The following is a 25,673-nucleotide window of genomic DNA, read 5'->3' as shown; positions in this document are numbered from 1 at the left end:
GAACGGCCTGCACTTCGCTGTGCATGACCGCCGGGGGGAAAGCTAGCCCGAGGTGGTCAGTTCGGCCAACGCGGGGAGGTCTTCGGGGGTCTTGAGGGCCAGATTGGGCGTGCCCTTCAGCTCCCGCTTGGCGATGCCGACCAGGGTGCCTGCCGGCGGCAGCTCGACCACGGCCGAGACGGCCGCGGTGCGAATGGTCTCGTTGCACAGGTCCCAGCGCACGGGGCGAGTGACCTGAGCGGCAAGCTTGTCGATCGCGTCGGCGCCCGAGGTGACGGGCTGCCCGTCGAAGTTCGACAGCAGCGTCCGGATCGGGTCGCTCGGCGAGATCTGGGCGATGGCATCGGCGACAGCTTCCTGTGCCGGTGCCATGAAGGCGGTGTGGAACGCACCGGCGACGGGCAACGCGCGGACCCGTGCCTTCTCCGGCGGGTTCGCGGCGAGCTCCGCCAGAGCTTCCAGGCTGCCCGCCGCGACGATCTGGCCGACCGCGTTGCGGTTGGCCGGGACGAGATCGAGCTCGGCGAGCCGTGCGAGCACGGTGGCTTCGTCGCCACCGAGCACCGCGGACATGCCGGTCGGCTCCAACGCGCAGGCCTTTGCCATCTCCCGGCCGCGGATGGCGGCGAGGGCGACGGCCTCGTCGGCGGTGATGACACCGGCGACAGCGGCTGCGGCGAATTCGCCGACCGAGTGTCCGGCGACGATCGTATCGGCCGGAATCGACCCGGGGGCGATTTCGGCAAACGCGAGCAGGGCGGCGGCGACCACGAGCGGCTGCGTCACCGCGGTGTCGACGATCTCCTCGGCCGTCGCGGTGGTACCGAGACGGACCAGGTCGAGGCCCGCGGCCTTCGACCAGAGCTCGAGGCGATCAGTCGCACCGGGAAGTGCGAGCCACGGCGTGAGCATGCCGGGTGTCTGGGACCCCTGTCCAGGGGTGAGCAACGCGATCACTCCCTAAGACAACACTGTGACCCCCGCCGCAAGAGATGTCGGCGCGAATGAAGCTTTCCGATCGCTTTTGTAGGGGTCCCACAAAATCCGAGGTGGGGTGTCGGGATCGACCGATTCACCAATCCCGTTACAGGGGGTCGTGAGCCACTGGGATGGGCGGGGTTTCTGTGACGGGAGGTGATGATTCGTTATGCGTTCGTGTCAAACGGCCCACTGTTGCTGCGATCCGGAGCACATAAGCGTCTCGGGGATTCATGGGATCGCGGCCGGTGACTTCACCGATTCGTTTGAGTCGGTACCGAACGGTATTTGGATGTACGTACAGCTGCCGAGCACAAGTTTCTACTGCTCCGCCACAATCCAGGTACGCGTCGAGTGTGTCGGATAACGAAGATCCGGCAGCGGCCAACGGCACCACAAGATACTCGTTCAGCGCCTCTATCGCAGCTCTATCGCCCAGCAACGCGCGTTCCGGTAGCAATTCCGTGGCGTGAACGGGCCTTGGCGCCCCGCGCCAGCCGACCACGGCCTCCATCCCCGCCAACGCCTCGATCGCCGACGCGTGCGCGGCGCCGAGTGTGCGCATCGTCGGGCCGATCACCACCGGACCGTCGGAGAAGACCTCGGCCAGCAGATCCGTGAGGAACGGCGAACCCATGCCCGACTCCCCCAGGTGCCCGCTGACCACCATCACCAGTCGCGCGCCCTGCACCACCGCCAGCGCGGCCCTGCCGTGTTTGGTCGCGATGGTGTGCACCGCGCCGACGGTCGACACACCCTGGTCCAGCGGCGGTGTGCCGACCAGCACGGTGGCGGGCGCCGTGGCGTCCCAGTTCAACGTGGCGGCCCGGGAAAGCATGTCGGGACCCGTGTCGCCCCGGACCACCGCGTCGACCACAAGGGCCTCCAGGCGGGTATCCCACGCGCCACGGGACTCGGCGGCGCTGGCGTACACCGAGGCGGCCGCGAAGCCGAGCTCACGCCCGTATCGCAGCACCGCCTCGGTGAGCGCGACCAGCTGACGATCGTTGCGGGCCAGCGCGGGCAGCCACTGTTCGAAGAAGTCCATGGCCACTCGCACCATGTCCACGGTCTGGCGCAGCGTGAGCCGCCGCGCCAGATCCTGCGGAATCACCTGGAACGCGTCCAGGCTGAAGCGGATATCGGAGTCGGGATCCTGCAACCACTCCAGGAAGTTCACGACCGCCGTCTGCACCAGCATCTGCACGCCCGCTCGCTGCGCGGCGTCCAGGTCGGCGAAGAACGGCAGCCGATCCTGCATCGACCCCACCGCCTCGGTGGACAGCCGGCCCGAGAACTGTTTGACCCGCTTGAGCAGCGTGTCGGGCAGCGGATCACGGTTCTGCCGGTTCGGGGACAGCGCCCCCGTCGGCAGATAGACCTCGTGTTCGCTGGTGCCCTCGGTGATCCGACGGGGCCGCGGCGGTTTGCGCTCCACAGTCCAATAGTCCGCTACGCGAGTTCCTCTGCCGCGTCCGCACTCGGCTTCGGCGCGGCGGCCACGCTGTCGATGCCGTATTTCGCGGCCGCTTCCACCGCCTTCGCCTTGTCGAAGGTGCCGTCGCGCACCAGCCCTTCGAGCACCGCGACCACGATCGATTGCGCGTCGACGTTGAACACCCGGCGCGCGGCCGTGCGGGTGTCGGAGAAGCCGAACCCGTCGGTGCCGAGGGTGATGTAGTCGCCGGGCACCCACTGCCGGATCTGATCCGGCACCGCGCGCATCCAGTCCGTCGCGGCGACCACCGGGCCGCGCGCGGCCGAGAGCGCCTGGGTGACGTAGGCCGAACCCGGATCCGAATCGGGGTGTTTGAACGCCGTGATCTCCTTGTCGAGCGCCTCGCGGCGGAGTTCGCCGAACGAGGTCACCGACCAGACATCCGCGGCCACACCCCACTCCTGCGCCAGCAGCTCCTGCGCGCGCAGACCGTCGGGCACGGTCACGCCCGACACGAGGATCTGGGCACGAACCTCGCCCTCACCACCGGGCTGGTACAGGTACAGGCCCTTGAGCAGACCCGCCACGTCGAGGTCGTCGGGCTCGGCAGGCTGCTGGTAGGGCTCGTTGTACAGGGTGATGTAGTAGAAAATATTCTCCCCGCCGAACGTGCCGACCGCGGACACGTCGGTGCCGGGCAGCAGACCGGCCGGGGCCTCGCCGCCGCCGTACATCCGGCGCAGACCGTCGCGCATGATGTGCGCGATCTCGAACGAGAACGCCGGATCGTAGGTCACCACCGCGGGATTGGTGGACGCCAGCAGCAGCGACTGACCGTCGTTGTGCTGCAGACCTTCACCGGTGAGGGTGGTGCGGCCCGCGGTGGCGCCGAGCACGAATCCGCGCGCGAGCTGGTCGGCCGCGGCCCAGAAGCTGTCGCCCGTGCGCTGGAACCCGAACATCGAATAGAAGATGTAGAGCGGGATCATCGGCTCGCCGTGGGTGGCATAGGAGGTGGCGACCGCGGTGAACGACGCGGTGGAACCGGCCTCGTTGATGCCCTCGTGCAGGATCTGACCGACGGTGCTCTCCTTGTAGGCGAGCATCAGTTCCGCGTCGACCGAGGTGTAGAGCTGGCCGTTGCGGTTGTAGATCTTCAGCGTCGGGAACCACGAGTCCATGCCGAAGGTGCGGGCCTCGTCGGGAATGATCGGCACGATCCGCTCGCCGATCTCCTTGTCGCGCAACAGTTCCTTGACCAGGCGAACCAGCGCCATCGTGGTGGCGACCTTCTGCTTGCCCGAACCCTTGCGCACCGAGCGGTAGGCCTCGTCGCCGGGCAGCGTCAGTGGCTTGGCGGCCGAACGACGTTCCGGCACGAAACCGCCGAGCGACTTGCGCCGGGCCAGCATGTACTCGATCGCCGGATCGTCCATGCCGGGGTGGTAGTACGGCGGCAGGTACGGGTCCTTCTCCAGCTCGGCATCGCTGACCGGGATGCGCTGCAGATCGCGGAAGTCCTTGAGGTCCTGCAGCGCCAGCTTCTTCATCTGATGGGTGGCGTTGCGGCCCTCGAAGTGCTTGCCGAGGGTGTAGCCCTTGATCGTCTTGGCCAGGATCACCGTCGGCTGACCCTTGTGCGCCATCGCCGCCGAATAGGCCGCGTAGACCTTGCGGTAGTCGTGGCCGCCGCGCTTGAGATTCCAGATCTCGCTGTCGGACATGTTCTGCACCAGCGCTTTGGTGCGCGGGTCGCGGCCGAAGAAGTGGTCGCGCACATAGGCGCCGTCGTTGGCCTTGTAGGTCTGGTAGTCGCCGTCGGGGGTGGAGTTCATCAGGTTCACCAGCGCGCCGTCGCGGTCGGCGCCGAGCAGCGCGTCCCATTCGCGACCCCAGACCACCTTGATCACGTTCCAGCCGGCGCCGCGGAAGAACGACTCCAGTTCCTGGATGATCTTGCCGTTGCCGCGCACCGGGCCGTCGAGCCGCTGCAGGTTGCAGTTGATCACGAAGGTGAGGTTGTCCAGGGCTTCGTTGGCGGCCACCTGGATCAGGCCGCGCGATTCGGGTTCGTCCATCTCGCCGTCGCCGAGGAACGCCCAGACGTGCTGGTCGGAGGTGTCCTTGATGCCGCGATCGGTGAGGTAGTGGTTGAACCTGGCCTGGTAGATCGCGTTCATCGGGCCCAAGCCCATCGACACCGTCGGGAATTCCCAGAAGTCCGGCATCAGCCGCGGATGCGGGTAGGACGGCAGGCCCTTGCCGAGGCCGCCGTGGCTGTATTCCTGACGGAAGCCGTCAAGGCGGTCGGTGCTGAGGCGGCCCTCGAGGAAACCGCGCGCGTAGATGCCGGGCGAGGCGTGGCCCTGGATGTAGACGTGGTCGCCGCCGCCGGGATGGTCCTTGCCGCGGAAGAAGTGGTTGAAGCCCACCTCGTAGAGCGCCGCCGAGGACGCGTAGGTCGAAATATGGCCGCCGACACCGATTTCGGGGCGCTGCGCGCGATGCACCATGATCGCGGCGTTCCACCGGATCCAGGCGCGGAAGCGGCGCTCGACTTCCTCGTCACCGGGGAACCACGGTTCGTTCTCGGTGGGAATGGTGTTGACGTAATCGGTGGAGGTGAGCGCCGGAATCGACACACGGCGTTCGCCCGCTCGCTCGAGCAGTCGCAACATCAGGTAGCGGGCGCGACCCGGGCCTTCCCGGTCGAGCATGTCGTCGAAGGATTCCAGCCATTCGCTGGTCTCTTCGGGGTCGATATCCGGTAGGTACGACGCCACTCCTTCGCGGATGACCCGTACCCGTTCACCGGTGGGTTTGGTGGTGGATTCACCGGCCGTGGTGGGGGACGCTGCTGGATCGTCGGAAGCTGCAGAGTGGATCAGGTCGGTCAAATCTGCTCCTCGTACTGGGGGCTGAACTGCTGGTCGGCGTCGCTGTCCCCGGGCCTGCCCGCTTGGTGTGCGGACCACCCGTGACGAAAGGTTCGGGTGCACCCCCCATCCTTACCGAAACGGCTGCCCAGGTCATCATCTCGACGGGAAAACCATTGGGTAGGTTCTGCAGGAGAAAGACGAGTCGCACACGTGAGTGAGAGGGAACGTCGAACGATGAGGGTGCTGCACGCGCGTCGGCTGGGGCTGATCTGTGCCGTGGCCGCCGTAACCGCGGGTTCGGTGGTGGCGGGGTGCGCCGAGCAGATCCCCGGCACGCCGACGACCGACGCGGCCGAGGTGGCCGCCTACAAGACCGAGGCCGCCGCGTCGTCCTCGGCCGCCGCGTCTTCGCGCGCCGCGGCCGCGCAGGAACGGGCGATCGCCGACAACTGCGGCCAGTTCCCCACCACCACCGGCGCCGGAGTCACCGCCTACAACGATTTCGTGTCCGCACACGACAGCAACGCGCCCGACTACGCGGCCAAGCGTGAGTCCGCGGCCACCACCCTGGACAACGCGGCGGCCAAAGTCGAGGGGGGTGTCATCGCCGCGGCGGGCGCCTTGCCGCCCGAGCTGGCCGAAAAGTTCGGCGCCTATGTGCTCGCCGCGCGCGAACTGTCCGCGCAAACCAGAAAGATGACCTACAACTCACCAGTCGGCAAGCTCAACGAGGCCAGCCGGGCCATCAACCAGGCACGGACCGCGGTCCACGACGCCTGCTGAGACCGTCGATTTCGCCTTCCCGACACGCGGCATACGGTACCGATTCATCCGATCAGCTTGCGCTGCGACGGATAACCATGTTCGCTTGCACCTATCTTACTGTCGGAAGTTTAGGGAGGACACCACCGTGGTCGCCGCGGCGGACGCGCAGAACTACGCTCAGAAGCTTGGCATTTCTCACGGCTTGGTTGTTCAGGAATTGGGCTGGGACGAGGACACCGACGACGCATTGCGCGCCGAGATCGAGGAGGTCAGCGGCGGCGAAATGGTCGACGAAGACTCCGATGAGGTCGTCGACGCCGTCCTGCTCTGGTGGCGAGAAGGTGACGGCGATCTGGCCGACGAGCTGATGGATGCCATCAGCCCGCTGGCCGATGAAGGCTTCATCTGGGTCCTCACCCCCAAAACCGGGCAATCAGGCCATGTCGATCCGAGCGAGATCGCCGAAGCCGCACCCACGGCCGGCCTGACCCAGACATCCACCATCAGCCTCGGCAGTTGGACGGGCTCACGCCTCGTTCAGCCGAAGGCACCGTCCAAACAGCGCTGAATCCGCCGTTCGCTAGGGTCTCAGTTGGGCTCGACGCCCGGCTGAGACCCGACACGACGGAGGATTCGTACCTATGCCGCTAGAGGTTGGCACTCTCGCGCCGGATTTCACGCTCAAGGACCAGAACAACCAGCCCGTCACCCTGTCGGACTATCGCGGCAAGAAGAACGTGCTGCTGGTGTTCTATCCACTCGCCTTCACCGGCATCTGCCAGGGCGAGCTGTGCAAGGTCCGCGACGAGCTGCCCAAGTTCCAGAACGACGACGCCGAGATCATCGCGATCTCCGTCGGCCCCCCACCCACCCACAAGATCTGGGCCGCGGAACAGGGCTACCTGTTCCCCCTGCTGTCAGATTTCTGGCCGCACGGCGCCGTCACCCAGTCCTACGACGTCTTCAACGAGAAATCCGGCTACCCCAACCGCGGAACCTTCGTCGTCGACAAGTCCGGCTACATCACCTTCGCGGAGATGAACAGCCCCGGACAAGCCCGTGACCAGGCGGCTTGGGAGAAAGCCCTCGCCGCGCTAGATTCATAACCCGACACCGCCGGTACTCCCCGGCGGTGCCAGGGCGTATAGCTCAGCGGTAGAGCACTGGTTTTACACACCAGCGGTCGGGGGTTCGATCCCCTCTGCGCCCACATACTTCGCAATAGAAGGCTCGCAAGGCGGCCTTCGAGCTAGCCCTCACGGCCCGCCGCTCGGCGCAACCTCGTCGCGAGGCGATCGAACGCCACCGCGAGCTCGTCTCCGTCGATCACCTCGATGTCGACGTCGAGCTGCGTCATCCGCAGCGCGAGCCGGTCCGGGTCGTCGGAACCCAGCTCGACACGGCACGTGGACTCGTCGACCACCTCGATATCGACCGGGATGGGGATCTTCGCGGCGACCTCGGCGGCGGGAGCGTGCACGAGGATCCGGGCGCGGTACTGCCAGGTTGCCTTGCTGACGCGTCTGACGACGTAGTCGACGGCATCGTCTGCCGGGATCTCGCGAGGCTGGAACCGCGCACCCGTCGGTGTGCGCGAGACCATGCGGTCGACCCGAAAGATCCGCCAGTCGGCACGGTCGAGATCCCATGCGAGCAGGTACCAGAGCGGCCCCCAGCTCACCAGTCGTTGCGGTTCGGTGTGGCGGGCCTCCTCGCTGTCGCCGGGCTTCGTGTATCCGAACCGGAGCCGTTCGTGGCCGCGGATCGCGGCGGCGACCGCGCCGAGTACCGAGAGATCGAGCGTCGGCTGAGGCGCTGGAACGACGCTTGTCGCCTCGCGTACCGCCTCGACCCGCCGACGCAGGCGCGCGGGCAGCACTTGCTCGAGCTTCGCGAGCGCGGTGAGCGAGGTCTCTTCGACGCCGATCCGCTGGGTCGCGACCGCACCCAATCCGACCGCGACGGCGACGGCCTCGTCGTCGTCGAGCAGGAGTGGGGGCATCGCCGTGCCGGCGGCCAGCCGGTACCCGCCCGCCACGCCGGGGCGCGCGTCCACCGGATACCCGAGCGAGCGCAGCTTGCCGATGTCGGCGCGCACAGTCCTCGTGCTCACATCGAGCCGACTCGAGAGCTCGGAGCTCGTCCAGTCGCGCTTGAGCTGGAGCAACGACAGCAGTTCGAGCAGGCGGGCCGAGGTCTCCAACATGTTTTCGATCATTTCAGCAATTGCGGAAGCTAGCCTGCCGCAATACCCGCGACCGTGGATGTCATGAACGAGAACAACGCACTCACCCCGTTTCGCATCGACATCCCGCAAGCCGACGTCGACGACCTGCGCGCCCGGCTGGCACACACGCGCTGGCCGATCCCCGTGCCGGGCCGAGACGATCGCACCGACTTCAGCCGGGGCATCCCGCTGGTGTACCTGAAGGAGCTCGCCGAGTACTGGCGCGACGGGTTCGACTGGCGTGCGCAGGAGGCGAAGCTCAACGAGTTCGAACAGTTCACGACGGTCGTCGACGGCCAGAGGTTCCACGTCGTCCACACGCGATCGGCGAACCCGGAAGCGACCCCGCTGATCCTGAACCACGGCTGGCCGGGTTCGTTCGTCGAGTACCAGCGGCTCATCCCACTACTGACCGACGAGTTCCACGTGGTCATCCCGTCGCCGCCCGGCTTCGGCTTCGCCACCCCGCTGTCAGAGACCGGCTGGGAGCTGGCGCGGACGACCGGCGCCTATGCCGAGATCATGACGCGTCTGGGCTACGAGAGGTTCGCGGCCCACGGCACCGACATCGGTTCGGGCACAAGCCTGCGGCTCGCGGCGCTCCACCCGCAGCGCGTCATCGGCACGCACATCGGCTGCGATCCCCGGCTGCTCGGGTTGGTCGGCGACAAGTTCCCCTTCCCCGAAGGTCTGTCCGAGGACGAGATCGCCCAGTTCGAGGCAGTGCGCACCGCGGATGCGGCCGATCACGGGTATCTCCTGATGCAGAACCACCGTCCCGACACGATCGGTGCGGCGCTTACCGACTCGCCGGTCGGTCAGCTCGCGTGGATCGCCGAGAAGTTCAAGACCAGGGCCGTCGGCGACTACCGGACGCCGGACGAGTCGGTCGACCGCGACCAGCTCCTCACGAACATCAGCCTGTACTGGTTCACCCGCAGCGGCGAGTCGAGCGCGCAGTTCTACTACGAGGCCGAGCACTCGGGGATCGACTTGGTCATGGCCGCCGGCGTGCCGTCCGGATGGGCTGTGTTCGACACCCACCCGCTGATCCGCCGCACGATGGACCCGTGGAAGGCGATCAGCCACTGGAGCGAATTCACCGAGGGCGGTCACTTCCCCGCGATGGAGGAGCCGGAGCTGCTCGCGAACGACATCCGCACCTTCTTCCGCGGCATTTCCTGACTCAGCGAAAAGGTCATTTCAATCACTCTGCTTGGGTTTAGGGCCGGGGCGGCGGCCGCGTGCGGCGCGGGTGCGGATTTCTTCGGCGGCTGCCCGGTAGGCCGGGGCCGCATGAGCGAAGTAGTCGAAGAGAACCTCGCGCTGCTCGGCCGTGTAGCGGTCCAAGACCTCGGCGATCAGTCGGCGGGCGGGACCGACCACGTCCTCGATGTCGGGGAAGGTCTCGGCCGAGGCTTCGACGATGACCCGTCGGCGGTCGGCCGGATCCGAGGTGCGTCGTAGGTAGCCCGCCTTCTCGAGGCGGTCGATGAGCCGGGTCGTCGCGCCGGTGGTCAGACCTACTCGGGCGGCCAGGTCGCCGGAGCTCATCTGGCCGGCCAAGGTGACCAGGCTCACCGCGTACCACTCGGTGGGCTGAAGTCCGGCGGCTTCCGCCCCGGCCATGCCGTGCAGGCCCACCGCGTCGAGATACTCGCGAAAGATCACGTGCTGGTCCCGAGGTGCCGTGTTTGCCATTGGTAGGGATGCCCCTTAAGCTGATAGTTGCAATGATGCAGATATTGTTAGAACACAGGTTCTGCTTCATCTTAACGACAAGGAGAACGGCATGACCACCATGGACGACAAGGCGGCCATCACCGCGGTGATGGCCGAGCTGAACACCGCATGGGCCCGCAACGATGCCGACGCGTACGGGGCGCTGTTCACCCAGGACGCGACGTACGTCACGTTCGTCGGGACGTACTACAGCGGCAGAGCCGACATCGTGGAGTGCCACCGCACTTTGTTCGCGAAGTTCTTGAAGAACACCAAACTCGCCGCGGAGATCACCGACATCCGCTTCTACGGCCCGGACGCCGCGATCGTCACCGCCCGCGGCGACACCTACAAGGGAGCGACCACGCCCAGGTCCTCGAAGCTGTCGAAGGTTCAGACATGCACGTTCGTGCGCGAGTCGGACGGGCGGTGGCGGGTGGCCGCGTTCCACAACACCCAGCGAAAGCCACTGATGGAAGCCATCTCCTTCAAAACCGCCCCCGGCACCATCCCAGCTGCCCAGAGGTGACCCATCCATACCTGCACCGCGCGCTCTCTCCACACACGCCGCGAGCGCATCTCGTACCTCTTCTCTCCCGACACCAGGCCGGAGGCCGAGAAGTGACTGTGGCAGCCCGGCGCACGGGCCTGCGGAGAGTCAGTAGTCGAGGGCGTGTTCTGGCTGGCAGACGTACATGGGCGACGGCAGATAGCGGACGATGGCGTCCAGGAAGGGGGCGATGTCGTCGCTCGCGCGGGGTGTGGCGCACAGGATGGGGACGACGTCACCATTGCGGGTGCGGCGGCGGATGCGGCGGTGCAGGTCTCGGAGGGTCAGGGAGTTCGAGTCCGCGGGGTCTTGATCGGTCAGGATCTCGAGGAGTTCGCGGCACCACCGCTGGGCGGCTTTCCCATGGTTTCGGGAGGATTCGCGCACCGTGGGGTCGAGTGCCGTCATCGGGACCAGGTCGACGACATCGCCGAAGCCGGCGCCGATGCCGAGGGGTATCTGCAGTACCAACGGCGCCGCTCCGCGCGTGTCGGCGATCGTACGGACACAGCGATCGAAGTCGGCGGTGGGTTGATCGAGCCCGTCGACCAGGCACAAGCGGGCGACCTGATGGTCGTCGGCGACGCGCAACATGGTTTCGAGCCGCGGGGTACCTCGTACGGCGGCGTTCACGACCGCGATGACGCCGTCGGCTACGCGGATGGAGCGTTCCAGGTCGGCGATGCGTGCGTCGCTCGACAGCGCGGCGACCCGAATCGTGTATTCGGCACCGTCCGTCGACCAGTGGACCGTATTCTCCGTGACGCCGAAACATCGGCGCAGCCGGTGCACCGCTCGCGTCGCCTCGTCGGGATCGCCGATGATCGTGACGTTGCGAATCGACTGCGGGTCAATAGCTTTGGTGTCCATCGCGCGGTACTCCAGATCGATGTCATCGCGTCCTCGATCCGCTCACCGTACCCGCGCCCGAGCAGCGCCGGAACGGAATTCCGCCCCAAAATAGAACGTGTTCCTATACCGTCGGCCACGTGCAGAAAGAACAACGCCCCGCCGTGGCTGACTGGTTCACTGCGGATGACGGCCAGGTACGCCTCAAAGGAACTCGCTGCAACGACTGCGGCACGCCGTACTTCCCGAAGAACACACTCGCCTGCCGCAACCCCCAGTGCACAGGTACCCACGACGGCTCCGAGCTCGTCGAGTACCTGTTCTCCACGCGTGGCCGGATCTGGTCGTACGCCGACGCCCGATACAAGCCGCCCGCGCCCTACGTCTCGGCCGATCCCTTCGTGCCCTATGTCGTGGCGGCGGTGGAGCTCGAGGTCGAGCAGATGGTGATCCTCGGGCAGGTCGTCCGCGGTCTCACGGTGGACGACCTCGCCGTCGGCATGCCGGTCGAATTGACCGTCGGCACGCTGTACGAGGACGAGGACGCAGAGCACACGGTGTGGATGTGGAGGCCGGTCAATGACTGATACGAATGATCGCGATATCGCCGTCCTCGGCGCGGGCATGCACCCGTGGGGCAAGTGGGGGCGCAATTTCGTCGAATACGGTCTGGTGGCGGCGCGTGCGGCACTGGCCGACGCCGGGTTGAACCACCGCGACGTCGGCTACATCGCCGGCGCGGACACCATCCGCAACGGCTATCCCGGATTCGTCTCCGGCGCGACGTTCGCACAGGCACTGGGTTGGTCGGGCGCGCAGATCTCGAGTAGCTACGCCGCCTGCGCCTCCGGTGCGCAGGCCATCGCCAACGCGCGCGCCCAGATCCTGGCCGGGCTGTGCGAGGTGGCGCTGGTGGTCGGCGCCGACACCACCCCGAAGGGCTTCTTCCAACCGGTCGGCGGCGAACGCCGCGACGACCCGGACTGGTTGCGCTTCCATCTGCTCGGCGCCACCAACCCCATCTATTTCGCGCTCTACGCCCGCCGCCGGATGGCGCTGCACGGCGCCACCCTCGACGACTTCGCCGCGGTCAAGGTGAAGAACTCCCGGCACGGCCTGAACAACCCGAATGCCCGCTACCGCAAGGAAGTCTCGGCCGAGGAGGTCAGCGCGTCGGCGGTCGTGTCGGACCCGTTGCGACTGCTCGACATCTGCGCGACCAGCGACGGCGGGGCAGCCTTGGTGCTGACGTCGATGGACTACGCACGTCGCCACGGCATCGCGGATCCGGTGCGCATCTCCGCGCTGTCGACGGTCACACCGACGTTCCCGAAAACCGTGCTCGACCTGCCGGACTTCTCGACGGATTCGGCCGTGGCCGTCGAGCCCCCGTCCCGCACCTTCCGATCGGCCATCGCGCACGCCGCCTACGAAGAGGCAGGCATCGGTCCCGCCGACCTGTCCTTCGCGGAAGTCTATGACCTCTCCACCGCCCTGGAATTGGACTGGTACGAGGACATCGGCCTCTGCGAGACGGGCGAAGCGGAGGCTCTGTTGCGCAGCGGCGCAACGACATTGGGCGGACGGGTACCGGTGAACCCCAGCGGCGGCCTTGCCTGCTTCGGCGAAGCCATCCCCGCACAGGCCATCTCCCAGATCTGCGAACTGACCTGGCAGTTGCGCGGCCAGGCCCAAGGCCGCCAGGTGGACAACGCCCGCGCGGGCATCGCCGTGAATCAAGGCCTCTTCGGCCATGGTTCGGCGATCATCGCCACTCGCTGACTCTGAGTCATCCAGGTCGGTTACCGAAACCCCGGGCTCTGTCCGGGGTTTCGGAGTCACCGCGGTCGCCTTCAGCCGGCGACGCCGACAGCTTCGCGCTCGGAAGTCAGGTCGGCCACCCGGTTTCGGGCACGTTCGAGCGACCGCAGCAGTCGCTCACCACCGAATTCGTCGTTGCCCGTGTAGACGAACTCGATCTCGTCGATGCCGATGAAACCCAGGGCCGTGCGCAAATACGGCTCTACGTGATTCATGCTCGCCAGCGGACCGCCCGCCTCGTAGCCGGCGTCGCCGGTACCGACGATGACGAAGGCCCGCTTGCCCGAGGTGAGTGGGGTGTACGGCGACGCGGCATCGGGATCGAAGGAGAAGGTGCGGCCGACCCTGACGATCTGGTCGATGTAGGCCTTCAGCATCGCCGGTACGCCGAAGTTGTACATGGGAACCCCCAGCACCAGCACGTCGGCGGCGAACACCTCGTCCACCAGCTGGTCGCTGAGGGCCAGTGCCTCGCGCATCGACGGCGTTCGCTGCGCGGGCGTAGTGAAGGCGGCCGCGATCCAGTCCTCGGTGAGGTGCGGCGGCGGTTCGTGGCCGAGGTCGCGGCGGATCACCGTGTCATCGGGCCTGCCCTCGCTCCAGCGCGCGACGAACTCCCCGACCAGCGTGCGGGTGTGGGAGCGCGACCGGCGCGGGCTGGCATCGAGCTGAAGTAGCTGGGCCATCTCGGAAACTCCTGTCGGGGCTGGGTCTGCTTGCGGGTTCGAGCCTGCCCGACGGGGAATATCCGCGTAAGAGCGCACATTTCTGTTACCCAGTACCCTTTTTCATACCTTTGCCGGTGAGACGAGGATGTGCATGGCCAAACGTAAGCAGGATCTCGATTTCGACTGCCCGGTCGAGGTCACCCTCGATGTGATCGGCGGCAAATGGAAGGGGATGATCGTCTTCCATCTGAGTGAGGGAACGGCTCGGTTCAACGAGATGCGCCGCGCCATGCCGCACGTGACCCAGCGAATGCTCACCGCGCAGCTGCGCGAACTCGAGCGCGACGGCGTCCTCACCCGCACCGTGTATCCGGAGGTTCCGCCCCGGGTCGACTACGAGCTGACAGACTTCGGCCGCGGCCTCGTCCCGATCATCCTGCTGATGGAGACCTGGGGCGAGCAGTACCGCGAGCAGCTGCGTCCGGCCGGGTAGACACCACCTCGCGCGGCTGAGCGCTCGACCGCGACCCGCGCGCGGGGTATCGGCGCGGCGCGGAATTCGGGATACTGTTCGTTACCCCACAGACCGGGCGCTTCGACACATCGGAGGACTGCCATGGCCACAGCGATGACCGATCCGGCGACGATTCTGGTCGCGCAGGGCGCCGAAGGCGGTGGTGCCGCCCTCGATCAGGTCGCGCTGATGACCGGCGCGGCCGCGGTGGTGGGCGCGGTGCTGCTGTGGGTGGCGTACCTGCATCGGACGCGACGCATTACCTGGCTGCGCCGGCTGGCCGACTTCAGCGGTCGCCTCATGAACCGTCCGGGCTGGGTGGCGTTGCCGATCGCGATGTTCCTCGCGACCATCCTGACCGCGTTTCTCGGCTTCATCTGGGATGTGAGCCTGCATGTGGGCAAGGGCCGCGACGCCGGACCACTGGCCAACCCGGCGCACTACTTCATCCTGGTCGGCCTTTTCTTCCTCTTCATGGCGGGCATGCTGGCTGTCATCCTGCCGCTCGACGAGAAGCCGGGCAGGGCCGCGGTGAAGATCACCCGCGACTGGTACGCCCCCGTCGGCGGCATCCTGATCGCCGGTGCCGGTCTGTACGCGCTGATCGGTTTCCCGCTCGACGACATCTGGCATCGGCTGTTCGGACAGGACGTCACGCTCTGGGGACCCACGCACCTCATGCTCATCGGCGGTGCGGGTCTGTCGCTGATCGGCGTGCTGCTACTCGAGCTCGAAGGCCGATACAACCGGCCTGATCCCGAGCGGGCAGACGGACGGTTCCTCTGGGCGATCCAGGCCTTCGCTTTCGGCGGCCTGGTGATCGGGCTGTCGGTGTTCGGAGTCGAGTTCGACTTCGGCGTCGAGCAGTTCCGGCTGGTGCTGCAACCGATGTTGATCGTCTTCGCCGCCACCATCGCCCTGATCTCGGCGCGATTGACGCTCGGCGCCCTCAGCACGCTGGTCCTCGTGGCCTTCGCCTTCGCGGTGCGGTACATCGTCGCGGTCCTGGTCGGCACCGGATTCGAAGCGCCACGCAATGTGTTTCCGCTCTACCTCGGTGCCGCGATCGTGGTGGAACTGCTCGCCGTCGTGCCGCTGATCCGCCGCCGACCGCTCTGGTGGGGCGCGCTCACCGGGCTCGGTGTGGCGACAGTGGGCATCTGGCTGGAATCGCTGTGGGTCGAGCGGGTGTTCGTCAATCCCTGGGTCGGCGGGATGTGGCCGGAGCTGCTCGCGATGGCGGTGCCGGTCGGTGTGGCGGGTGGTGTGATCGGTGCGATGCTCGGCACCGTCTTGCGCGGCGAGGCACTACCCAGGCCCGCGGTGCGGCGTGGACTCGTGGTCGCCGCCGTGGTGATCGCGGGCGCGGCGACCGCGAACGGGGTGATCATCCGGGTGCCGGAGAACGCGTCGGCGACCGTCGCGCTCACCGACGCCGCTCCCGAACAGGGCGGGCGGATGGTCACCGCCGACATCCGGCTCGCCCCGGCGGATCTGATCGGTTCCGATCCGGAATGGGTGGAGATCCTTGCCTGGCAGGGCGGTACCGGCGATGACAGCCCCGGCCACGGCCTCGTCGTGGACAAGCTGCGTCGCGTCGCCGACGACCACTTCGTTTCCACCCGGCCGGTGCCCGTGCACGGCACCTGGAAGACGGTGCTGCGCCTGCAGGACGGACGCATGCAATCCGCGCTCCCGATCTTCATGCCGCTCGATCGCGGTATCGACGCCGCGGAGGTGCCCGCGCCGGAGAGCTTCACGCGGCCGTTCGTCGAGGAGATCTCGGTACTGCAGCGCGAGCGATCCTTCGACCATCCGTCCTGGCTCATCGGCCTCGCGAGCCTGGTGGTGCTGGCGTGCAGCCTGGCCTTGATCGCGGCGATGGGGTGGGGCGCGGCTCGCGTCAACGACCGTTACCTGGCGGCGGGTTGCACACCGAACCACAAGCCCACGGTCGAACCATGATTCGCCAGGAGAACGTCGACATTCTCGCCGACCACTCCCTCCTGCTGGCGATCCCCGCCTTCCTGCCCGCCGTCGCACTGGTCGGGCTTGTGCTGTTCATCGCGCTGCGCGACCGGCGCGCGGAGAAACGCGAAAACGTCGACGCGCGAGCACAATCCGATCACACCGAGGAGCATCCGTGACACATCGCCGGGTCCGGTACGGGCTTGTCACGGTCGCCGCGCTGCTGCTGGGTTGCTCGTCGGGGGCCGGGTCCGATTCGACCGACGACCCCGCGAACGCGGCCCGCGTCATCGACATCCGGATCGCGAACGGCGCGGTGTCCCCGGCCAATACGCGCACCGAAGCCGAGGTCGGACAACGCATCGTGTTGCGGGTCGACAGTGACACCACCGACGAACTACATGTCCACTCCGCCCCCGCGCACACCTTTCCCGTCGCCGCGGCTTCCGGCCAGCAGTTCGACTTCACCGTGACGGTGCCGGGCCAGGTGGAGATCGAACTGCACCACCTCGGACGGACGGTGACGACGCTGCTGGTCCGGCGGTGAGTCCCCTCGCCCACGGCCTCAACGGTGCCGCTGACCTGCCGATTCCGCTCACCTACGCGTTGATCGGCGCGGCGTGGGCGCTGACCTTCTCGTTCGCGCTGCTGTTGTTCACCTGGCGTCGGCCACGACTCGACCCCGACTCGCCGGGATTCCCGCTGCCGACGCCGGTACGCCGGATGATCGACGCACGCGCGACGCGGACGGTCATCGCCCTCGCGAGCGTGACGGTCACCGCCTGCGTGATCGTCACCGCGGTGTTCGGTTCCTCGGATCCGGCCTCGAATCCCGTTCCAGGAGTGCTGTATATCGGCGTCTGGGTCGGGGTGATGGTCGCGTCCCTGCTGATCGGACCGGTGTGGAAGGTCGTCTCCCCGGTCAGGGCGATCCATCGATTCGGCTGCCTCCTGCTGCGACGCGCGCCGGAACACGGACTTCTCCGCTATCGCGAGGAATGGGGTTACCGCCCAGCCGCGCTCGGCCTGTTCTCCTTCGTCTGGCTGGAATTGGCTTGGCGCACCCCCGGATCGGTGAGCGCGGTGCTGATCTGGCTACTCGGCTACCTGGTCGTGACCACGATCGGACTCGTGCTGTTCGGCACCGTCTGGGCCGAGCGGGCCGATCCGCTCGAGGTGTACAGCACGTTGCTGTCGCACCTGAGCGCCTACGGCCGCGACCGCGCGGGGCTGCCGGTGTTGCGGATGCCGCTCAACAATCTCGCGGGGACTCCCGGACGCGCGGGATCTGTCGCAGTCGCGGCGACGCTGCTGGGATCCACCGCCTTCGACAGCTTCTCGACTTTCCCGCGATGGCGCGAACTAGTCGATGGCCTGGCTCCGGTCATCGACGCGACGCTGGTGCGTACGGCGGGATTGCTGGTCTTCATCGGCGTGGTCGGTGGGCTGTTTTCCGTCGCCGCGCGGGCCACCGGCGGTGTCTCCCGCGCCGATCGAGCGCTGCTGCCGCGGCGGCTGGCACTGAGCCTCACCCCGATCGTGGCGGGCTATCTGATCGCCCACTACCTCACGTTTCTCCTCGAGAAAGGGCAGGCGACGGTACTGCTGTTCGCGGACCCGCTCGACCGCGGATGGAACATCGCGGGCCTGGCCGATCGAGACGTGGCCTACGTGCTGTCGAGTCATCCGAGTGTGCTCGCCACCTGCAAGGTGCTCGCGGTCCTGATCGGCCATGTCCTCGGCGTCGCCGCCGCCCACGACCGCTGCCTGCTCCTTCTCCCGCCGCGTCACCGGCTGACCGGCCAGCTGGCGTTGATGCTGACCATGGTCGGCTTCACGTTCACCGGGCTGTATCTGCTGTTCGGGGGTTAGCTGTGTCAGGCACAGTGAGCGGTTCAGGATGGCCATCATGTCCGGCTGCCGGTTGGGCGGTTCGGTCCAGACGATCGTGGCGGCCCGCACACTGTGGTGGCGCCGGAGAAAGTGGCGTAGCCGGTGATTCCGCCGGCATGTCCGATATAGCTTGTGCCGCAGGATAATTCGGCGGACATCACGCCGAATCCGTATTCGGGCCGTCGGCACGGCCCCCGGCTGGTCCGCCTTCTCGCTGGCGGCAGTCGGCGCATTCTTCACCGCGGTCGAAACAACCCCGGCGGGCGCGGACTCGCTCGCCGGACTCTACGAGCGACTTCCGACCTTGTTCATCGGACTGTGGAAGATCACGTTCGCGATCCGAGTTCGCAGCGCCCACCGCACATCGCCGAGTCGAAACCTGGTGCACGCCAACTGATCTCGCCCCCGAGCGACCGGTAGATCAACCGGTCGCTCGACGGCGTCAGAGCGTCAGGACGTAGCCTGATGGCGGTCGTGTCCGCTGACGGTGAGCGTGCACTGCCCGTCTTCACACGTCCGCTGCAGCTTGCCTCGCGACAAGGTCTGCATCAGTCCGATCGCCCAGCAGGTCGGGCACCCGCGCAGCGCGACCAACCCGACAGGTAGCAGCAACAGAGCGACCGGCCCGACAACCGGGATCAGCGCGATCGACCCGATCAGCGCGCCGAACCCCACCCCGCCGCGTACCAGGTGCTCGAACAGGGATCTACTCGCGAAGTCAGCACTCATCATGTCCTCCAGCAGCCTCGCCGGGCGTGGCCTGCAGCGATTGCTGAACCGCCGTCCTAGCCCGGTGCAGGCGCGACTTCATCGCCGCCGTACCGATCCCGAGCGCGTCGGCGACCATCCGCCCGCTGTAGCCCTGGATGTCGCGCATGATCAGCACGCTGCGCTGATCCGCGGGCAACGCGGCCACCGCGGCCGCCACCCTGCCCGCTTCCAGCCGTTGCAGCACCTCGTCCTCAGCCGAGGCCGCTGAGATGGTGTCCTGCACGGTGATTCGGGCCGACAGGCTCGTCCGCGCGCGACGCAGACACTCGTTGCGGACGATCCGGAACATCCACGACGCCAACGCACCGGAGGCGCGCAGCATCCCGATCTTGCGATACAGGATGATCAACGCCTCCTGCGCCGCATCCTCGGCGTCTTCCGGTGTGGCACACAGGGAATGGGCGAACCGCTGAATATGCGGATGCGAGCCCGATACCAACGCGGCGATCGAATCCACGTCACCGCCCTGCGCGGCGACGATCAACTGCTGGTCGGGCCAGCGCGATTCACCCACGCCCAGCTCGTTTGCGCCGCACGACATACATGCACGTGCACAGCAGCGTCAGACCGACGACAACTCCGATACCGATGACCACAACACACCTCCGTGTCCTGTCCCGACGTGCTGTCGCGACACACATAAGAGGCACCGACGACGCGAAAGGATTCACCCGCGTCCGAAAAATCCGCCCGCACCCGATCGCCCGACCCCAGCGTGGCACAACCGCGACGTGCCCGAAATCTCGTTGGCAACCGACGCGCTCCTCGGTATCGTTCCCATCATGCACACCGCGATGATGAAGCCCTGGTCGCTCCGCTGACGGCGGCGACCCGCATTCCATCCCCTTTCTGACGCCGCTGTCCCGGGTATTCACGCCGGGCGGTCAATTCGTGCTGTCCCGGCTCCTTCCTCGAGCTGCGGAGAATCTGTGTCTATCTCGCATACCGGCCGATCCGGCCTGTCCACCGACCTTCCGGCGGGCGCGAACGCCCACATCAGGGCGACGTCGATCCACGTCACCCTCGGATCGCGCGCGGTGCTCACCGACGTCTCACTCACGGTGTCGGCCCGTTCCCGGCTCGCCATCGTCGGCGAGAACGGGCGTGGCAAGACCACGTTGTTGCATGTGCTGGCCGGCTTGCTCGTCCCGGACGGCGGGTCGGTCAGCCGGGTCGGCACCGTGGGTGTCGCCCAGCAGGCCATCGCTTTTCGCGCGAACGAGACCGTCGGCGATCTGGTGGCCGAGACGATCGAACCGGCGTTGGGAGCACTGCGTGACCTCGATGCCGCCACCCTCGCGCTCACTGACGAACAACCGGGGGCCGACGACGCCTACGCGGCGGCCCTGGACGCCGCCACCAGGCTCGATGCCTGGGATGCCGAACGCCGCGTCGACATCGCGCTGTCGGCCCTGCACGCCTGCACCGATCGGGAGCGCCCGTTGGCGACGCTGTCCGTCGGGCAACGCTATCGAGTCCGGCTGGCGTGCCTGCTCGGCTCGACGCAGGACATCCTGCTGCTGGACGAACCGACCAATCACCTCGATCGCGACGGCCTCGACTTCCTGACCGGCCGCCTGCGCGCCCATTCCGGCGGGCTGGTGGTCGTCAGCCACGACCGTGCGCTGCTGCGTGATGTCGCCGGGGAGTTCCTCGACCTCGATCCCAGCCAGGACGGTCGCCCTCAGGTGTTCGCCGGCGGTTACCCGGGGTGGCAGCAGGGCCGCACACGCGCACGCGACCGCTGGGAAAACGAATACGACGAACAACAGGCCGAACGTGCGCGCCTGCGCGAAGCGGTGGCCGGTGCCAGGGACCGCCTCAGCACCGGCTGGCGACCCGACAAAGGAACCGGCAAGCATCAACGCCAGTCGCGGTCGCCCGGTCTGGTGCAGGCGCTCAAGCGACGCCAGTCCGACCTCGAAGACCACGTCGTCACCGTGCCCGAACCGCCGCTGCGGCTGCGCTTTCCCGAGCTGCGCGCTCGTCCCGGCACACCCGTGATCAGCGCGGACGACATCACGGTGACCGGTCGCCTCGATTCCCCCGTCACGCTGTCGCTGGAAGCAGGCGAACGCCTCCTGATCACCGGCCACAACGGTGCGGGCAAGTCCACCCTCCTAGCCACACTCGCGGGCACACTAGAGCCGTCCACCGGCACTGTCCGCCACCACGGCCCTGCCCGCATCGCACTCATCGGCCAAGAGGTCCCCGACTGGGACCCCGACCTAACCGCCCAGGATCTCTACGACCAGCACACCCGAAATATCCACCTGCACAACAACATCGACCCGATCCCGCTCACCGCCACCGGCCTACTCGAACAGCGATCCCGCCACACCCCCGTCGCCCGCCTGTCCCAGGGCCAACAACGCCGACTCCACCTGGCTATCCAACTAGCCGCCCGCCCCCACCTCCTGCTCTGCGACGAACCAACCAACCACCTGTCGATCTCCCTGGTCGACGACCTCACCACCGCCCTCTCGACCACCCCCGCCGCCATCGTCATCGCCACCCACGACCGCCAGATGCTCACCGACCTGTCCCACTGGCCACACCTGCCCCTGGCGTGAAGCCGCCACCCACGGCGACAATGACCTGGATCCGGCGGCAGCACCTTCGGGAGGACGAGAGTTGCGCAAGATCTACGTGGTCACACATCCCGAGGCGACGCACCACGTCGAGCGACTCGTCGGCGGATGGTACGACTCCGAGCTCACCCAGCGGACTTCGCGCACCGTGTCTACGCAGCGATGGACTCGATCCTGGCCAGCACCTGCCGACACCAGGTCATCGTCACGCACGGTGGCAGCCTCACCTTTGTGGTGGCCGCATGGATCGGAATGCCGATCGAGGCGGCGGGATACACGGCCTTCCATGCCACCCCCGGCGGGATCACCGAGCTCAGGGAAGACGACTTCTTCCACAACCATCAGGTGTTCCTCCTCGACGACACTCGACATCTGCGCGACCCCGGGTGAAGTGTCCGGAGGTGTCGCGTGGAGCCCGTCAAGGACGACGTGCGCTGATGAGCCAAGACCGTGAGTCGAAATACACACCGGTTTCGGTCTCATGGTCGGCCAGAACCTCGCGCAACCGCGCACGGGCTCGGTCGGCTTTCGCGGGCTCGAGCGCAGCGAGGTAGGCCGTGAATCCTGTCAGACGGAGCAGGTTGTCGTAGGCGGCGGCGCTGTCGGGACCGTAGTAGACGGGCTCGTCGATCTCCGCGAAATTGATATCGGTGAAACCTGCTGCTGTCAAAAGGGGTTCGGTGGCGTCCGGATCGGCGAGCGAGAACGGGCCGCGGCCGGGCGTGGCGATCGACGCGGCGAGGACGTCGCTGAACACGGTCGCCCATTCGTTGCGGTCGTGGCCTTGCCAGACAAGCCACGCGAGACGGCCCCCCGAACGCAGTGCGCGGGCGATATTGGTGAACGCGGCGGCCGGATCGGCGAAGAACATCACACCGAACCTGCTGATGCAGAGGTCGAAAGCTGTGGGCGGAAACGGTTTCACCTGCGCATCCGCCAGCTCGAAACCGACGTTCGACGGCCCCTCGTCCTCGCTGATCCGACGGGCCTTTTCGAGCATCACCGGTGAGATATCGACCCCCACCGCGCTCCCGTCGACCGCCGCGCGAGCCGCCTCGCGCGTGGTCTGCCCTGTGCCACAGCCGATGTCGAGCACGCGATCACCGGCACCGACCCGTGCGGCAGCGAAGAAATGCGCAGTGTGCAGACGCAGTTCGGCGTCGTAGTCGAACAGATCCATCGTCGTCCTCCGGTGACCGTGCCACGGTGCGCGCGTCGGCCGACAGCGCGCACTCGACCCATCACACCACCCTGCACGGCAATCGCCGCGCCCATCGACGTGACACCGACGCGGCGACCCGCCAGGATGGGGCGATGTCGACACGAGAACTCGTCGTCCTCGGCACAGCAGGCGCTGTGCCGACCCGCCGCCGCAACCACAACGGCTACCTGCTGCGCTGGGACGGGCAGGGCGTGCTGTTCGATCCGGGCGAGGGTACGCAGCGCCAGATGGCGCACGCGGGCGCTTCCGCGACCGAACTGCATTGGCTGTGTGTCACCCATTTCCACGGCGACCACTCGCTGGGTGTCCCAGGCATCGTGCAACGGCTCGGTCGCGACGGAGTACCCCACGACGTGCACGCCGTCTACCCCGCCGAGGGTGCCGAGTACTGGGAACGACTGAGGTACGCGACGAGCTACTACGGTTCACCCACCCTCGTCGAGCACCCGGTGCGTGGCGCAGGCGAAACGTTGCAGGGCAACGGTTTCACTCTCACCGCACTCCCGCTTGCCCACAGCATCCCCACCTACGGATACCGCCTCGCCGAACCGGACAGCCGAACGTTTCTGCCCGAGAAGCTACGCGAGCACGGCATCTCCGGCGCCGCGATCCGTGAGCTGTCGGGGCCGCTGCTCGCGGAATGCTCGGCGCCGAGGCCGGGCCAGAAGGTCGCGTTCGTCATGGATACGCGCCTGTGCGACAACGTCTTCGAACTCGCGGACGGTGTCGACATGCTGATCATCGAGTCGACCTTCCTCGACTCCGAGACGGATCAGGCACACGAACGCGGCCATCTCACCGCGCGTCAGGCGGGCGAGGTAGCGCGCGCTTGCGGCGTGAAAACCCTTGTCCTGACGCATTTTTCCGAGCGATACACGGCAAGCGAGGACCACCTGTTCATCGAACAGGCGGCCTTCCCCGACGCAGTCCTCGCCCACGATCTCGACCGCATCGCCCTACCCGCCCGACGCACGGCCTGAAGACAGCCAGCCGTACGGCCACGGCGTGGACCGCGCGCAGTGCTGGCGGTGCCCGGGCAATCGGGGCTTCAGTGCTCACCTCGGCGCGTTTCGAGCGCATCCAGGATCAGATCCAGACCGAACCCGAATTCGCTCGCGTAGTCGTATCCCGGTCGCAGCGCGTGGTCGACGATCATCTCGGTGAGATACGGCAATTCGTCCGCCGGAAGGTTCGCCAGAATGCCACCCGCGACTTCCTCGACATCCGCCGGCTCGGACACCGGCAGGTTCGCCTCCTGGAGGACGAACCCACCGACATAACTGTCGATCAGCGAGACAGCGTGCGCGGCCATCGGCAGCGAAAACCCGCCTTCCCGAAGAACTCCGAGGACAGCGTCGTGATGCCGGAGTGTCGCAGGCCCCGGGTTCCGGCGGGAATCCATCAGCCCGAGCGCCCAGCTGTGTTGCGCCAGCACCGCGCGCGCCGAGCACGCCCTCCCGCGAATCGCGTCTCGCCAATCGGCACTCCCCGCTTCGGGTAGCGCGATCGCCGCGAACACCGCGTCGACGACCCCGTCGAGTATCGCGTCCTTGTTCGGCACATGGTTGTAGAGCGACATCGCCTCCACCCCCAACTCCTGCGCCACCCGCCGCATCGTGATGGCCTCCGCTCCCCCTCGGTCGGCGACCCGAATCGCGGCAGCCAGCACCCGCTCGCGGCTGAGCGGTTGCCGTACGGGCATCGGACCTCCTAGGAGCTGAAGTGTTGACAAGCTTACAGTCGTAAGTCAGCCTTACAAGTGTAAGCCACACCGGCCCGAACAAGGGAGCACCCCATGCCTATGCCGATTTGGTGGGGCCACATCAACAAGCGCGTCTTCAACCCTCGCGCCGTCGCGGGCGGAAAATGGCCGGTCCTCACCCACACCGGCCGCACCTCGGGAACGACGTACCACACCCCGCTCGACGCCCACCCCGTCGAAGGCGGCTACCTCTTCGTCCTGGTCTACGGATCGGCAGCGGACTGGGTGCAGAACATCCTCGCCGCCGGCACCGCGCGACTCCGCAAGGACGGCCAGGAGTTCGCGCTCACCGCACCACGCGTCGTCGACAGAGACGAAGCCTTCCAGGCCCTACCCCCAGAGATCGCCCGCCCACCGAAACTCCTGCGCATCACGGAGTTCCTCCGCATGGACCTCGCCGACTGACGCTCGCCGGCGATCGGTGTGGCCGTCGGGATCAGACCCCGCTCGGCCGACCGGATGCCGTCAGCCCACATCCCGTCGTAACCAGGTGACTTCGGCACCGACGCTGTCGGTGCCCTGCCGGAATGCCTCGAGGTCCTCGTCCCAGGGTGAGCCAAGTGCGCGGTCGAGTTCGGTGGAGAGGTCGAAGGTTCCGTGGGAGTCGAGTTCGGTGGCGGCTTGGAGTAGGGCGCGTAATCGCATTTCGCCGAGCATCACGTCGCCGTTGGCGCCGGTGGATCCGTGCCAGAGGCCGAGGGTGGGGACGAAGCTGTAGCGTTCGCCGTCGACGCCTTCGCTGGGGTCCTCGGTGACTTCGAAACGGAGCACGGGCCAGGTGCGCAATGATTGGGCTATCCGGGCCGCGGTACCGACGGGGCCGACCCAATCGCTGCTCGCGCGGAGTTGTCCGTCGGCAGGCTGAGTGTTCCAGCGCAATTTCGCGGGCGACGAGAGCGCGGTGGACAACGCCCATTCCACGTGCGGGCACAACGCGGCGGGCGATGAGTGGATGTACACCACACCCGCCGTCGCGTCAGCGAACTGACTCGATGCGCGCACTAACAACACCTCCAGCCTCGACAAGGAACGTCTTCCCCAACGGCCCGTCGCGG

28 protein-coding genes and 1 tRNA gene are annotated in these 25,673 nt (G+C 67.1%); 17 read left to right on the top strand and 12 right to left on the bottom strand.

The genetic code is table 11. From position 1 onward, the window contains the following. Window positions 1-42: 42 nt before the first annotated feature. The 3 genes from ACQHI0_RS03625 to aceE all read right to left on the bottom strand — a co-directional run bounded on the left by ACQHI0_RS03625 (window position 43) and on the right by aceE (window position 5,313). Window positions 43-957: an ACP S-malonyltransferase gene (locus ACQHI0_RS03625; RefSeq protein WP_427906512.1), complete on the bottom strand. Its 915-nt coding sequence runs from the start codon at window positions 955-957 to the stop codon at window positions 43-45. Between the two features lie 127 nt (window positions 958-1,084). Further along, complete coding sequence (locus ACQHI0_RS03620; protein WP_427909068.1) at window positions 1,085-2,386, bottom strand: PucR family transcriptional regulator; 1,302 nt, start codon at window positions 2,384-2,386, stop codon at window positions 1,085-1,087. A 44-nt stretch (window positions 2,387-2,430) separates the two neighbouring features. Then, window positions 2,431-5,313, bottom strand: coding sequence for a pyruvate dehydrogenase (acetyl-transferring), homodimeric type (gene aceE / locus ACQHI0_RS03615; protein WP_427906511.1), 2,883 nt, complete (start codon window positions 5,311-5,313; stop codon window positions 2,431-2,433). Between the two features lie 216 nt (window positions 5,314-5,529). On the opposite strand from aceE, the gene ACQHI0_RS03610 reads away from it, so the two are divergent. The 4 genes from ACQHI0_RS03610 to ACQHI0_RS03595 all read left to right on the top strand — a co-directional run bounded on the left by ACQHI0_RS03610 (window position 5,530) and on the right by ACQHI0_RS03595 (window position 7,270). Then, window positions 5,530-6,078, top strand: a complete 549-nt coding sequence (locus tag ACQHI0_RS03610; RefSeq protein ID WP_427906510.1) for a hypothetical protein — start codon at window positions 5,530-5,532, stop codon at window positions 6,076-6,078. Between the two features lie 127 nt (window positions 6,079-6,205). Beyond that, window positions 6,206-6,628 carry a DUF3052 domain-containing protein gene (locus ACQHI0_RS03605; RefSeq protein ID WP_379331167.1) on the top strand — a complete coding sequence of 141 codons (423 nt, stop codon included), beginning with the start codon at window positions 6,206-6,208 and terminating at the stop codon, window positions 6,626-6,628. A gap of 73 nt (window positions 6,629-6,701) precedes the next feature. Continuing rightward, a complete protein-coding gene (locus ACQHI0_RS03600) occupies window positions 6,702-7,166 on the top strand; it encodes a peroxiredoxin (RefSeq protein WP_427906509.1) in 465 nt (154 codons plus the stop codon). A gap of 32 nt (window positions 7,167-7,198) precedes the next feature. Further along, window positions 7,199-7,270 (top strand) — tRNA-Val (locus ACQHI0_RS03595). Window positions 7,271-7,309: 39 nt separating this feature from the next. Here the strand turns inward: ACQHI0_RS03595 and ACQHI0_RS03590 are convergent. After that, complete coding sequence (locus ACQHI0_RS03590; protein ID WP_427906508.1) at window positions 7,310-8,266, bottom strand: helix-turn-helix transcriptional regulator; 957 nt, start codon at window positions 8,264-8,266, stop codon at window positions 7,310-7,312. A 63-nt stretch (window positions 8,267-8,329) separates the two neighbouring features. Here ACQHI0_RS03590 and ACQHI0_RS03585 point away from each other — a divergent pair, with 63 nt between their 5' ends. Further along, window positions 8,330-9,472: an epoxide hydrolase family protein gene (locus tag ACQHI0_RS03585; protein WP_427906507.1), complete on the top strand. Its 1,143-nt coding sequence runs from the start codon at window positions 8,330-8,332 to the stop codon at window positions 9,470-9,472. 18 nt (window positions 9,473-9,490) lie between these two features. Here the strand turns inward: ACQHI0_RS03585 and ACQHI0_RS03580 are convergent, their stop codons facing one another. After that, the gene (locus tag ACQHI0_RS03580) at window positions 9,491-9,988 is read right to left on the bottom strand and encodes a MarR family winged helix-turn-helix transcriptional regulator (RefSeq protein ID WP_427906506.1); all 498 of its coding nucleotides are present in this window, start codon (window positions 9,986-9,988) and stop codon (window positions 9,491-9,493) included. 91 nt (window positions 9,989-10,079) lie between these two features. Here ACQHI0_RS03580 and ACQHI0_RS03575 point away from each other — a divergent pair, with 91 nt between their 5' ends. Beyond that, window positions 10,080-10,538, top strand: coding sequence for an SgcJ/EcaC family oxidoreductase (locus tag ACQHI0_RS03575; RefSeq protein WP_427906505.1), 459 nt, complete (start codon window positions 10,080-10,082; stop codon window positions 10,536-10,538). A 129-nt stretch (window positions 10,539-10,667) separates the two neighbouring features. Here the strand turns inward: ACQHI0_RS03575 and ACQHI0_RS03570 are convergent, their stop codons facing one another. Further along, window positions 10,668-11,429, bottom strand: coding sequence for a GTP-binding protein (locus ACQHI0_RS03570; RefSeq protein ID WP_427906504.1), 762 nt, complete (start codon window positions 11,427-11,429; stop codon window positions 10,668-10,670). A gap of 119 nt (window positions 11,430-11,548) precedes the next feature. Between ACQHI0_RS03570 and ACQHI0_RS03565 the strand changes: the two genes are divergently transcribed. Next, window positions 11,549-11,995 carry a Zn-ribbon domain-containing OB-fold protein gene (locus ACQHI0_RS03565; RefSeq protein ID WP_378996296.1) on the top strand — a complete coding sequence of 149 codons (447 nt, stop codon included), beginning with the start codon at window positions 11,549-11,551 and terminating at the stop codon, window positions 11,993-11,995. After that, the gene (locus ACQHI0_RS03560; RefSeq protein ID WP_427906503.1) at window positions 11,988-13,190 is read left to right on the top strand and encodes a lipid-transfer protein; all 1,203 of its coding nucleotides are present in this window, start codon (window positions 11,988-11,990) and stop codon (window positions 13,188-13,190) included. The genes ACQHI0_RS03565 and ACQHI0_RS03560 overlap by 8 nt, the downstream gene beginning before the upstream one ends. A gap of 71 nt (window positions 13,191-13,261) precedes the next feature. On the opposite strand, the gene ACQHI0_RS03555 is transcribed toward ACQHI0_RS03560, so the two are convergent. Beyond that, a complete protein-coding gene (locus tag ACQHI0_RS03555; protein WP_427906502.1) occupies window positions 13,262-13,915 on the bottom strand; it encodes an FMN-dependent NADH-azoreductase in 654 nt (217 codons plus the stop codon). A gap of 133 nt (window positions 13,916-14,048) precedes the next feature. On the opposite strand from ACQHI0_RS03555, the gene ACQHI0_RS03550 reads away from it, so the two are divergent. The 5 genes from ACQHI0_RS03550 to ACQHI0_RS03530 all read left to right on the top strand — a co-directional run bounded on the left by ACQHI0_RS03550 (window position 14,049) and on the right by ACQHI0_RS03530 (window position 18,251). Continuing rightward, on the top strand, window positions 14,049-14,390 hold the full coding sequence (locus ACQHI0_RS03550; RefSeq protein ID WP_427906501.1) for a winged helix-turn-helix transcriptional regulator: 342 nt from the start codon (window positions 14,049-14,051) through the stop codon (window positions 14,388-14,390). 123 nt (window positions 14,391-14,513) lie between these two features. Continuing rightward, complete coding sequence (locus ACQHI0_RS03545; RefSeq protein ID WP_427906500.1) at window positions 14,514-16,376, top strand: hypothetical protein; 1,863 nt, start codon at window positions 14,514-14,516, stop codon at window positions 16,374-16,376. Continuing rightward, window positions 16,373-16,558, top strand: a complete 186-nt coding sequence (locus ACQHI0_RS03540) for a hypothetical protein (protein ID WP_427906499.1) — start codon at window positions 16,373-16,375, stop codon at window positions 16,556-16,558. Before ACQHI0_RS03545 ends, ACQHI0_RS03540 begins: the two co-directional genes overlap by 4 nt. After that, window positions 16,555-16,926, top strand: a complete 372-nt coding sequence (locus tag ACQHI0_RS03535) for a hypothetical protein (protein WP_427906498.1) — start codon at window positions 16,555-16,557, stop codon at window positions 16,924-16,926. The genes ACQHI0_RS03540 and ACQHI0_RS03535 overlap by 4 nt, the downstream gene beginning before the upstream one ends. Continuing rightward, complete coding sequence (locus ACQHI0_RS03530) at window positions 16,923-18,251, top strand: hypothetical protein (protein ID WP_427906497.1); 1,329 nt, start codon at window positions 16,923-16,925, stop codon at window positions 18,249-18,251. The genes ACQHI0_RS03535 and ACQHI0_RS03530 overlap by 4 nt, the downstream gene beginning before the upstream one ends. Window positions 18,252-18,722: 471 nt before the next feature. Here ACQHI0_RS03530 and ACQHI0_RS03525 read toward each other — a convergent pair whose 3' ends face one another. Further along, the gene (locus ACQHI0_RS03525; RefSeq protein ID WP_427906496.1) at window positions 18,723-19,001 is read right to left on the bottom strand and encodes a hypothetical protein; all 279 of its coding nucleotides are present in this window, start codon (window positions 18,999-19,001) and stop codon (window positions 18,723-18,725) included. After that, a complete protein-coding gene (locus tag ACQHI0_RS03520; protein WP_427906495.1) occupies window positions 18,991-19,557 on the bottom strand; it encodes an RNA polymerase sigma factor in 567 nt (188 codons plus the stop codon). The genes ACQHI0_RS03525 and ACQHI0_RS03520 overlap by 11 nt, the downstream gene beginning before the upstream one ends. Before the next feature lie 415 nt (window positions 19,558-19,972). On the opposite strand from ACQHI0_RS03520, the gene ACQHI0_RS03515 reads away from it, so the two are divergent. Together ACQHI0_RS03515 and ACQHI0_RS03510 are read left to right on the top strand one after the other, a co-directional pair. Further along, entirely contained in the window at window positions 19,973-21,616 is a 1,644-nt protein-coding gene (locus ACQHI0_RS03515; RefSeq protein ID WP_427906494.1) for an ABC-F family ATP-binding cassette domain-containing protein, read from the top strand. A gap of 180 nt (window positions 21,617-21,796) precedes the next feature. After that, entirely contained in the window at window positions 21,797-22,024 is a 228-nt protein-coding gene (locus ACQHI0_RS03510; RefSeq protein WP_427906493.1) for a hypothetical protein, read from the top strand. A 28-nt stretch (window positions 22,025-22,052) separates the two neighbouring features. On the opposite strand, the gene ACQHI0_RS03505 is transcribed toward ACQHI0_RS03510, so the two are convergent. Beyond that, complete coding sequence (locus ACQHI0_RS03505; RefSeq protein WP_427906492.1) at window positions 22,053-22,814, bottom strand: class I SAM-dependent methyltransferase; 762 nt, start codon at window positions 22,812-22,814, stop codon at window positions 22,053-22,055. 134 nt (window positions 22,815-22,948) lie between these two features. Between ACQHI0_RS03505 and ACQHI0_RS03500 the strand changes: the two genes are divergently transcribed. Next, window positions 22,949-23,836, top strand: a complete 888-nt coding sequence (locus ACQHI0_RS03500) for a ribonuclease Z (protein ID WP_427909067.1) — start codon at window positions 22,949-22,951, stop codon at window positions 23,834-23,836. 68 nt (window positions 23,837-23,904) lie between these two features. On the opposite strand, the gene ACQHI0_RS03495 is transcribed toward ACQHI0_RS03500, so the two are convergent. After that, complete coding sequence (locus ACQHI0_RS03495; protein WP_427906491.1) at window positions 23,905-24,558, bottom strand: TetR/AcrR family transcriptional regulator; 654 nt, start codon at window positions 24,556-24,558, stop codon at window positions 23,905-23,907. A gap of 93 nt (window positions 24,559-24,651) precedes the next feature. Here ACQHI0_RS03495 and ACQHI0_RS03490 point away from each other — a divergent pair, with 93 nt between their 5' ends. After that, the gene (locus tag ACQHI0_RS03490) at window positions 24,652-25,023 is read left to right on the top strand and encodes a nitroreductase family deazaflavin-dependent oxidoreductase (RefSeq protein WP_427906490.1); all 372 of its coding nucleotides are present in this window, start codon (window positions 24,652-24,654) and stop codon (window positions 25,021-25,023) included. A gap of 60 nt (window positions 25,024-25,083) precedes the next feature. On the opposite strand, the gene ACQHI0_RS03485 is transcribed toward ACQHI0_RS03490, so the two are convergent. Continuing rightward, a complete protein-coding gene (locus ACQHI0_RS03485; RefSeq protein ID WP_427906489.1) occupies window positions 25,084-25,620 on the bottom strand; it encodes a DUF3145 domain-containing protein in 537 nt (178 codons plus the stop codon). Window positions 25,621-25,673: the final 53 nt, after the last annotated feature.

This window comes from Nocardia sp. FBN12 (assembly GCF_050320175.1).
Taxonomy (GTDB): domain Bacteria; phylum Actinomycetota; class Actinomycetes; order Mycobacteriales; family Mycobacteriaceae; genus Nocardia.
Note: the sequence above shows the minus strand (reverse complement) of the source record. Positions and strands in the feature narration are given on the sequence as shown.